Source organism: Bombilactobacillus bombi, assembly GCF_013607485.1.
Classification (GTDB): domain Bacteria; phylum Bacillota; class Bacilli; order Lactobacillales; family Lactobacillaceae; genus Bombilactobacillus; species Bombilactobacillus bombi_A.
Map to the genome: position 1 here is coordinate 1 of NZ_SCHP01000051.1, position 6,748 is coordinate 6,748.

Genomic DNA, 6,748 nt, shown 5'->3' on the forward strand with positions numbered 1-6,748 from the left:
GATATTTTTCTGGTGGAATAGTTCCAAACACGGTTGCTGGGTGACGATCAAAAGTCATGACTCCACAAGGAAGATGTTTATTATGTGCCAAACGAACAGCGGTTTTAATCACATTTTGGTGACCTAAGTGAATTCCATCAAAAAAACCTGCTGCTAATACTATTGGCTGTTGATTAATAATTTTTATTTGACACGGAAAATCAATTTCTTGAACTTGCATAATATTCACCTATCATTTTTGAGCAACATCAATTGGGGCTCATAAGAATTAGAATGATAATTATAAATAGCTTTTAAAATATCTTTGTAATATAAAGCCACTTGCTGGGCCTTAATACTTGGTAAAGTCAATTTCTGACCATTTTGTACCTGTTGCCATTGTTCAGTATTTAAATTGTAACGTTGAAGGTGGTGAAAGATGGTACTAATCGGAAGTAAAAAATCACTTTGAGCCGCATCTACCTGCACTTTAATTTGTTCCAAACTAACAGTATTAGCCAATTCAAAGCCACCACCTGTAATACGCGTTAATTGGCTCATATGAGCTGGCACCTGTAGCTGTTCACCTAATTGAACTGCCAATGTCCGTATATAAGTTCCCTTAGAACATTGAACAGTAAAATCAATTATTTGTTGGCCGGCTTCTTGCAGCCAACAAGGATGGTTCTTTAACTCAAAGCGATAAATTTCCACTGTCCGTGTCGGTCGTTCAACATTTTGGTGAGCACGTGCATATTCATATAAATGTTTTCCATTCACTCGAACTGCTGAATAAAGTGGTGGAGTTTGCTGAATAGTTCCGCATAAACTTTGCATTGTCTGAACAATTTGTTCTGTAGTAAAGGGCTGCAAAAGTTTTGTTTGTTGAATGATTTCGCCGGTGGCATCTTCTGTGGTAGTAGCAACTCCTAAGGTGATTTGACCTTGATAGGTTTTTGGTTTTTGCATTAATAAATTTACAAGCTTAGTTGCTTGTCCTACACAGATTACTAAAACACCATCAACTTCTGGATCTAAAGTTCCAGTATGACCTATTTTTTTTTCATGCAGAATTTTCCGCAACTGATAAACACAATCTGCACTGGTCATACCTCGCGGTTTATATAAGGGAATAATTCCATTCACATGTTTTACCTCTTTAAGTAACCTAACCTTATTCTTTCTAAAGGCTACTAATTTTGTTCACATCTATAAAGTATAGCATATTTAAATAATAAAATAGCCGGTTTCCCGGCTATTGTTTATTGCTCTTTTTCATGCAATTTTTTAATCAATTCATCAATACGTTCCCCATAACGTATTGACTGGTCTTGTTTAAAGATTAATTCTGGAGTCTTATAAATTGAAAGTCGTTGACCTAATTCTCGCCGAATTAGTCCTTTGGCTTTATCCAATCCTGCTTGCGCTTTTTGAGCATCACTAGCAGTTTCAGAAAGAACACTAAAGTAAATCGTTGCCTGCTGCAAATCACCCGTAACATCTACTCCAGTAATTGTAATCTCATTAACTCGTGGATCACGAACACGTTTGAGGAGAATATCATTCACTTCGCGCTGAATCTCTTGTTCAACCCGTCCTACACGATATTTCATTAATTTCCTCCTATTCTACAGGAACTTGTTGCATAATATAGGCTTCAATTTGATCATCGATTTTAATGTCGTTATAATTTTCTATCATTAAACCACATTCAAAACCTTGCTTGACTTCTTTGACATCATCTTTAAAGCGTTTAAGAGATGTTAATTTACCTTCATAGATTACAATGCCATCTCGAATTAGACGAACACCACTATCACGTTGAATCAAACCAGAGTCCACTATACATCCAGCAATAGTTCCCAATTTCGAAACCTTATAGGTTTCACGGACAGTTAAATTCCCGGTAACTTTTTCTTCATAAACTGGTTCAAGCATACCCTTCATAGCTGATTCAATTTCATCAATCGCATTATAGATAACATTATGCAAACGAATGTCAACATTTTCTTCATCAGCTTGAATTTTAGCCTGGTTGGTCGGACGGACGTTAAAGCCAATAATAATTGCGTTACTTGCAGAAGCTAAAGTGACATCAGTTTCGGTAATTGCTCCAGCAGCCGCATGAATGATATTAACCCGTACACCTTCAACATCAATCTTTTCTAGACTATTACGCAGTGCTTCTACAGAACCTTGAACATCAGCCTTAATAATTACATCAACTTTTTTCATATTCTGTTGTTTCATCGTATCAAACAGGTTATCTAAGGTTACTGCATTAGTACGCTTGCGTTCTTGAATTTGGGCTTTTTTAGCTCTTTCTTCACCAGCTGAACGTGCTAATTTTTCACTGTCAAAAACAACAAACTTATCTGCTGATTGAGGCACATCATTTAAGCCAGTAATCATAACTGGTTGGGATGGCAAAGCTTCTTTAATACGTCGACCACGATCATCGGTCATTACCCGTACACGACCAAAAGTATTACCGACTACAATTGGATCACCCTTATGCAAAGTACCCTGTTGAACTAATAAACTAGCAACTGGGCCACGTCCCTTATCTAAGCGTGCTTCAATTACAGTTCCTACTGCCTTTTGTTGAGGATTGGCTTTTAATTCTAAGACATCAGCTTCCAGTAAAATCATCTGCAATAAGTCATCAATACCAGTTCCTTGCTTAGCAGAAATATTTACAAAAATTGTATCGCCACCGTAATCTTCAGGAATCAAATCGTATTGCATTAATTCTTCAGTTACGTGCTGCGGATTAGCATCAGGCTTATCAATTTTATTGATAGCAACAATAATCGGGTCCTTAGCTGCTTTAGCATGATTAATTGCTTCAATAGTCTGAGGCATCACACCATCATCGGCCGCCACTACCAATATTACAATATCTGTAATGTCGGCTCCACGTGCTCGCATATTAGAAAAGGCAGCATGTCCTGGAGTATCTAGGAAAGTTATTAAACGATTATCTAAACGCACCTGATAGGCACCAATATGTTGGGTAATTCCCCCTGCTTCACCTTCTGTAACATGAGTATGACGGAGACGATCAAGTAAAGTGGTTTTACCATGGTCAACGTGACCCATAATAGTAACTACTGGTGGACGCTGGGCCAAATTAGCAGTATTGCTGACTTCTTCTTCAAAAATATTGTCTAAATCAGTAAGATCTTCTTCAACTTTTTCTGCTGCATCAATGCCGTAATCAGTGGCCAATAATTCAATTGTGTCTTTATCTAAAGATTGATTTTGGTTGACCATAATCCCTAGCATAAACAGTTTTTTAACAATTTCTGCTGGCTCACGGTGAAGCAATTTACCCAAATCTTGGGCATTCATACCCACACTGTATTCCAAAGTTTCTGGTAATGGCCGCTCCTTACGTTGTGGCATTGGTTTCTTTGGTTGGGTTGATTGTTGCTGTTTGTGTAATTTCTTTTTATTTTTATGCTTAGGACGATTACGATAGTTAGTAAAATCATTTTTACGACGATTATTAGTAAATTCGTGCTGTCGCTTATTTGTATCAGCTGCCTTTTTCTCAGTAACGGGGACAGCAGCAACTGGCGTTGAAGTTACGGTTTTTTGAACACTTGGCTTAGAAGGAGCAGAAGCTCTGGTTTGTGAATTTGCTCGATGCTGCGTATTGCTATTATTACGTTGTGGACGCGCATTATTATGCGGAACAGCAGTATTATTACGGCGGGTCTCATTACTGCGGCGTTGTTCATTATTATGTGCTGTATGACTTGCTTTTTTAGCCGGTTTTTGACGGGCTTGCTCTACTTCAGCTACCGAAGCTTGAGCATTTTGCTTATATTGTGCCAAGTGCTTTCGACCTGCACTAGCACTATTAATCATTGCTGAGCGATGATCATTGTTAGCTCGATTTTGATTAAAACGATTACGGCCATTGTTATTGTGTTGTCGCCGATTGTTATTATTGCTTGAGCGGTTAGCAGTTTTTTTAGCTTGGGTTGCGCTTGGTTGAGCCGAATTTTCGTGCTTTACGGTGTTAGTTGTTTTAGGAGCAACTTTTTTCTTTTCTGAACGCCTAATGGCAGTCACTTTAATTTTGGTTTTAGAAGATTTTTGAGTTTGATTATTTGTTGTAGAAGTCGATTTTTGTCCTTGAACAATATGTGTTAATTGTGCTTGTTGCTGGTCAGATAAAACTGCCATATGTGAAGAAACCTCAATTTTATTTTTTTGGGCTAAATCTACTAATTTTTTACTGGGGATGGATAATTCTTTTGCTAGTTCGTATACACGCTTTTTTCCCATAAATTCACACTCCTTAATTAATGCTGGTTAACTCTTTAAATCGCTGCGCAAATCCAGGATCAGTTACGGCTATTACTTTTCGTAAACGTCCAATAGCCTGACTTAACTCTGCTTGCGAAAAACTATTAGTAAACGGTATTTGCCGTTTTTGTAATTCAAACGTCAATTCTTTGCTGGAAGCTGGACTAAGATCTTGTGCTAAAAACACAAACTGTGCTTCTTGTTTTCTAATAGCCTGAACTACTAATTGTTGACCACTAGTTACCCGTTGAGCCCTAAAGGCTAAACCTAATAAATTTAAAACTGCTTGTTTGTTCAATGTTTCTTACCCAATTCGCCACACAAATCCAAGCGGGCCTTTTGGTGGTCAACATATTCATATAATTCTTGATAGAATTCATCTGAAAGCTTGGTCTGTAACACTTTATCCAGCGTATGTTTAGCTGCTGCCTGCTTAACATCATCAGGATTCAAGCCAACATAAGCACCACGTCCAGGTTTTTTCCCAGTGGGGTCTAAAGTGACTTCGCCTTCTTTATTACGTACAATTCTTACTAATAAACGCTTAGGCACCATTTCATTAGTTAAAACATCTTTACGCATTGGAACCTTTCTTTGTTTCAAGAAAAATCACCACCTTAAATTTAACTCTCCGCAGGATTATCATCTTCTAAAGCTGAATCAGTAGTCATTGGTGAATCGTCCTCAATATTATCCTCAGAAGAATTAGTACTATCATCATCAACAAATTCTACTTCTGATTCCGGCTTAATATCAATTTTAAAGCCTGTTAATTTAGCAGCTAAACGAGCATTTTGTCCTTTTTTCCCGATAGCTAAAGACAAATGGTAATCAGGCACAATAACAATACAAGATTTAGGTCTAGTTTCATCATCAAATTGAACAGCGATAACCTCGGCAGGATTTAAAGCATTTGCAATAAAATCAGAAGGATCATCTTCATATTCTACTACGTCAATATTTTCACCATGAAGTTCATCAACCACTGCCTGTACCCGTTGCCCTCGAGGTCCAACAGTTGTTCCTACAGCATCTACGTTAGGATTTTCGGAGCGGACTGCAATTTTGGTGCGATCACCTGCTTCGCGGGCTATCGACACAATTTCTACAGTTCCATCATAGATTTCTGGGACCTCTTGTTCAAATAAACGCTTTACCAATTCGGGATGAGTTCGTGAAACAAAAATTTGCGGTCCCTTTGTAGTATTTTCCACTTTAGATACATAAACTTTGAGGCGATCTTGTGGCTGATAAGACTCTCCCGGCATCTGATCCGTGCGGCCCATTACCGCTTCGACATGACCAAAGTTAATATAAACAAAACGATTATCACGTCTTTGCACAATACCTTGAATGATTTCATCTTGATATTGACTGTATTCATTAAAAATATTATTACGCTCTGCTTCGCGTACCCGCTGCATAACTACTTGCTTAGCCGTTTGTGCCGCAATTCGTCCAAAGTTACTTGGTGTAACTTCAAAGTTTATATGATCACCAATTTCATAACCCTTATTGATTTGTTGAGCTTCTTCTAAACTGATTTCTAAACGCTCATCAGCAACTTCTGCCACCACTTCTTTCACTGTATAAACGTGAAAATCGCCTGTCTTTTCATTGAAATTAACATCCACATTTTGGGCTTGACCAAAATTACGTTTATAAGCCGAGACTAAGGCAGCTTCCATTGCTTCAATAATAACATTTTTGTCGATGCCTTTCTCTTTTTCTAATTCTGATAATGCATCAACTAATTCTTTGCTCATTATTGTTATCCCCTTTTAAAATTCGATTGCTAAACGCATGGCTGCAATATTCTTACGTTCTAATACAACTTCACGCAATTTTGTTTTTTGCTTGCACTGTAAGTGTAGATGTTCTGAATCATAGGCCAATAAAATACCTTCAAATATTTTTTGTTTATCCTGCTTTTGATATAAACTCACATGAATATATTGACCAAGAGCCATTTTTAAATCTTGTTCATTTTTTAATGGACGTTCTGCTCCCGGTGAAGAAACTTCGAGAAAATAAGCATTGGGAATCAAATCAGGAGCCTGCTCATCTAATTTATCACTCAATTCTTGATTAACCAAGGCACACTCTTCGATGTCAATACCACCAGGCTTATCAATATAAAGGCGCAAGTACCAGCTTGGGCCTTCTTTGACATACTCTAAATCTACTAAATAAAAACCATGAACATCTAAAATTGGTTGGACCATTTTTTTAATTTCAGTTGTGACTGTTTCCAAAACAACACCCCTTTCAATCACAAATTATTTATTTTACTTATCGCCAATCTGCAATAAAAAGAGTGAGCATTCCTGCTCACTCGTCATGTGAAATCAACTTAAGCATTATTATATAACCTCAACCAATAATTTTCAAGTATTACACCGCAATCCTATACGATTAAGTAATCAGATATAATAGAACCAGTATGAAC

At 37.4% G+C, this 6,748-nt stretch carries 8 protein-coding genes; all 8 read right to left on the reverse strand.

What is annotated here, in order from left to right; genetic code table 11:
- On the reverse strand, positions 1 to 220 hold a 220-nt coding region (locus EQ827_RS07240), incomplete at its 3' end, for an adenylyltransferase/cytidyltransferase family protein (protein WP_181190332.1).
- A 5-nt stretch (positions 221 to 225) separates the two neighbouring features.
- Complete coding sequence (gene truB / locus EQ827_RS07245) at positions 226 to 1,125, reverse strand: tRNA pseudouridine(55) synthase TruB (RefSeq protein WP_181190333.1); 900 nt, start codon at positions 1,123 to 1,125, stop codon at positions 226 to 228.
- A 116-nt stretch (positions 1,126 to 1,241) separates the two neighbouring features.
- On the reverse strand, positions 1,242 to 1,592 hold the full coding sequence (rbfA, locus tag EQ827_RS07250) for a 30S ribosome-binding factor RbfA (RefSeq protein ID WP_181190334.1): 351 nt from the start codon (positions 1,590 to 1,592) through the stop codon (positions 1,242 to 1,244).
- A 10-nt stretch (positions 1,593 to 1,602) separates the two neighbouring features.
- Positions 1,603 to 4,278: a translation initiation factor IF-2 gene (gene infB / locus EQ827_RS07255; RefSeq protein ID WP_181190335.1), complete on the reverse strand. Its 2,676-nt coding sequence runs from the start codon at positions 4,276 to 4,278 to the stop codon at positions 1,603 to 1,605.
- Positions 4,279 to 4,291: 13 nt separating this feature from the next.
- Positions 4,292 to 4,597, reverse strand: a complete 306-nt coding sequence (locus EQ827_RS07260; RefSeq protein WP_181190336.1) for a L7Ae/L30e/S12e/Gadd45 family ribosomal protein — start codon at positions 4,595 to 4,597, stop codon at positions 4,292 to 4,294.
- Complete coding sequence (rnpM, locus tag EQ827_RS07265) at positions 4,594 to 4,902, reverse strand: RNase P modulator RnpM (protein ID WP_181190337.1); 309 nt, start codon at positions 4,900 to 4,902, stop codon at positions 4,594 to 4,596. The genes EQ827_RS07260 and rnpM overlap by 4 nt, the downstream gene beginning before the upstream one ends.
- Before the next feature lie 20 nt (positions 4,903 to 4,922).
- Positions 4,923 to 6,065, reverse strand: coding sequence for a transcription termination factor NusA (gene nusA / locus EQ827_RS07270; RefSeq protein ID WP_181190338.1), 1,143 nt, complete (start codon positions 6,063 to 6,065; stop codon positions 4,923 to 4,925).
- Between the two features lie 15 nt (positions 6,066 to 6,080).
- Positions 6,081 to 6,554, reverse strand: a complete 474-nt coding sequence (gene rimP / locus EQ827_RS07275; protein WP_258231817.1) for a ribosome maturation factor RimP — start codon at positions 6,552 to 6,554, stop codon at positions 6,081 to 6,083.
- Between the last annotated feature and the right edge of the window lie 194 nt (positions 6,555 to 6,748).